Raw genomic sequence first — 3,130 nt, forward strand, 5'->3', positions numbered from 1 at the left:
TTGCGGTTGCGAGCCAGTTTGCGAACCCGTTTGCGGTTGCGAAGTTGTTGAACCTTGCTGTGCACCAAAACAAGGCTTGCTGCAGCGTTTGTTCGCGAAGAAGCACGGTTGCGACGCTTGCTGCGAGCCAGTTTGCGAACCCGTCTGCGGATGTGAGCCAGTTTGCGAACCAGTTTGTGGTTGCGAAGTGATCGATCCTTGCTGCGACAGCGCACCTTGCTGCGATCGTCCTGTCTTGGGCATGTTCAAGAAGCTGTTCAGCCGCAAGAACGCTTGCTGCGACAGCGGATGCGACATCGTTGAACCAACTTGCGGTTGCGAATACATCGAGCCATCCTGTGGCTTCGAAGCACCAGCTTGCGGTTGCGGACACTGATCCGTTTGACGCAACACTGACTCAACTGACTCGGTTCGTGTACGAAGCCACGAACTGAGTCAACCTTGAGATTCCGATTGCCCTCGTGTTTGAAACCTCGGTTTCGAACGCGAGGGTTTTTCTTTGCGCGCTGACGCCTCTGCGTCAAGAAACATCGCATCAATCAAGGCGGCACGAAACGCGGGCTTTTCCGACAATAGAGAAATCCGAATTCTTGGCGAATCCGGCTACCAGCGCAGAGCCCTCCGAATTCTTCGCGAATCCGGCAACCAATGTTTCGGCGGGTCTCTCAGGCGTCCGTGTAAACCACCTTGGACGAACCTTCGACGATCCGGCCGATCGGTGAGCACGTGATACCGGCTGCGGAAACTTGGCTAGCGACGCTGGCGGCATAGTATTCATTGACCACCACGGCCATGCCGATGCCCATGTTGAAGACGCGTCGCATCTCGGACGTTGCCACGTTTCCGGTTTGTTGCAACCAGCGGAAGATCGGATTGGGCGTCCAAGCGTTTGGATCGATTTCGGCGTTGACACCAGGTGGCAAGATCCGGTCCAGGTTCTCTTCGATGCCACCGCCGGTGATGTGGGCGATCCCGTGCAAGACCTGCTTGACCCGGTAGTGCGACTGGATCGAACGGATCGCCGAGACATAAATCGTGGTCGGACGCAGGCAAACTTGGGCCAGCGTTTCTGGCGATGCGGTGTCCTCGTTGAGCTCGTCGATCACATCGCTCCATTGATGCCCGTGATCGGCGATGATTTTTCGAACCAGAGAAAAACCATTGCTGTGCAGACCGGAAGCTTGCAGCCCCAACACGACATCGCCGGGGGCGATCAGGTGCCCATCGACCAAACGTTTGCGTTCAACGACACCAACTGCAAAACCGGCCAAATCATAATCTTCTGTGCCATACATATCTGGCATGATTGCGGTTTCGCCACCAAGCAGGGCGAGATCCCCATCGACGCAGCCATCGCTGATGCCCTGGACGATGCGTTCCAAACGTGCGGGGTCGTCTCGGCCCATTGCGACGTAATCGAGGAAGAACAGCGGCTCGGCACCGGTGCAGATCAAATCCTTGACGCACATCGCGACCAAATCGATTCCCACCGTTTCGTGCTGGTTCATCGTTTGAGCGATTTTCAGCTTGGTCCCGACCCCATCGGTGCCGCTGACCAAAACCGGTTCTTCGTAATTCCGTGCGAACAGCTTGCCGGGGAAATCCAGGCGAAACAGTCCCGCGAAACCACCGTCGCTGGGCATGACGCGGGGGCTGAACGTGCGGTGCATCAGCCGAGGCAAGCGGCTCATCGATTCAGCGTAGACATCCAGATCGACGCCGGCGTCTTTGTAGGTCGAAGCCATGAACGAGAACTTTGACGGGGAGAACGGGCTTGGAAACGCCCAATCATGACCGCCGAACCCGGAAATGACGAGACCGGGCCCCGAATTGCCTTCAGATATCCCGTTTTGCCGCCTGAAAGCCGAATTCGCCAGCCGAAACGGCCGGTTGATTCACTCGAGTTCACAACGCGGCGCGTGAGCGGGGGATCGGGTGCCAGTTCAACCAGGCTGTGGGGCCCTCGCTCACGCGTCGGGTTGTGAAATCGAGAAACTGGTCCGAATTTCAGCATTCTTTGCACGGATCCCTCGTGGCGTTGTCACTAACAAGGGTGGGGACCTGCCGCGTCGATTCCATTCGCTTTGGAAAAATGGAATGCCGCGGGCCGCGTTTTGGCGAGTCCCTGCGTGCAAACCTGCTTCGATCCAACCTTGCTCATTGACCGGAATGTTCCGATGCGTTTGACCCTTCGAACCCTGCTGGCGTACCTCGACGACATGCTCGAGGAGCAAGACGAGAAGATGCTGAAACGGAAAATCGAGGAAAGCAGCTACGCGACTTCCTTGGTGGCTCGCATTCAATCCGCGATGGATCACCCAAGTTTGGGGGCCATGTCCCCGGACGCAGTCGGCCCGCTTGAAAACGCCAACGTCATCAGCGAGTACCTCGACAGCACCTTGTCGGCGGAGCAGATTGCCGAAGTCGAACGAGTGTGCTTGGAATCCGACACGACGCTGGCCGAAGCAGCGGCTTGCCACCAAATCCTGACGATGGTGCTGGGCCAACCCGCTCGGGTGAGCGATGGATTGAAGGAACGGATCTACACGTTGCCCGCCAGCGAAGCGCTTCGCAACATGGAACAACAGATTGAACGAGCCCCGGATGCGAATCCCTCCAAGACGATCGCCAGCGCAGAAACGGCTTCCTATTCTTCCCTGGACATCCCGGTCGACGAAAACGCAGTGGCTGACGCTGGGACTTTGGCCGCCGGCGATTCGCTCGGGCAAGACGAAACACACGTGGCCGCTCCCATCACCCCGGTCGGGCCCAGCGATTCCGGCGTGGCCGATGCGCCGACCCGATTGAGAAACCCAGTCGGTCATTCCGCCACGCCGTCCTCCTCGCGGTCGGAAGCCGAATTGGTCGCCCGAACCACACGCGCGATGATGCGGGAGGACGGCTACGGCGGCATGGTGCGTCCTTCGCGGATCACACCTTGGTTGGTTTCCTTGGCCTTGGTCGCTGTGCTGCTCTTTGCACTCGGCAAAATCTTCGCGCCGCTGATCGAGCAGCGCATCGCGGACCGAAACAATCTGAACGACGATACCGCGAGCCCCCTGGACCCAATCCCCGAAGCAACGCAACCGGGCCCCGCGCCGTCAGTCCCCGGTTCACCAGCGGTCGCGCC

General features: G+C 58.7%; 2 protein-coding genes and 1 pseudogene. 1 reads left to right on the forward strand and 2 read right to left on the reverse strand.

Annotated features, from left to right (window positions below):
- The coding region (locus tag ACF8AM_RS17300) for a hypothetical protein (protein ID WP_392556843.1) at window positions 1–215 on the reverse strand (215 nt) is incomplete at its 3' end.
- Between the two features lie 450 nt (window positions 216–665).
- Entirely contained in the window at window positions 666–1,745 is a 1,080-nt protein-coding gene (gene purM / locus ACF8AM_RS17305) for a phosphoribosylformylglycinamidine cyclo-ligase (RefSeq protein WP_392556844.1), read from the reverse strand.
- A 432-nt stretch (window positions 1,746–2,177) separates the two neighbouring features.
- Here purM and ACF8AM_RS17310 point away from each other — a divergent pair.
- Window positions 2,178–3,130, forward strand: a pseudogene (locus ACF8AM_RS17310) (hypothetical protein); the annotation flags it as partial.

Source organism: Rhodopirellula sp. JB055, assembly GCF_043100905.1.
Classification (GTDB): domain Bacteria; phylum Planctomycetota; class Planctomycetia; order Pirellulales; family Pirellulaceae; genus Rhodopirellula.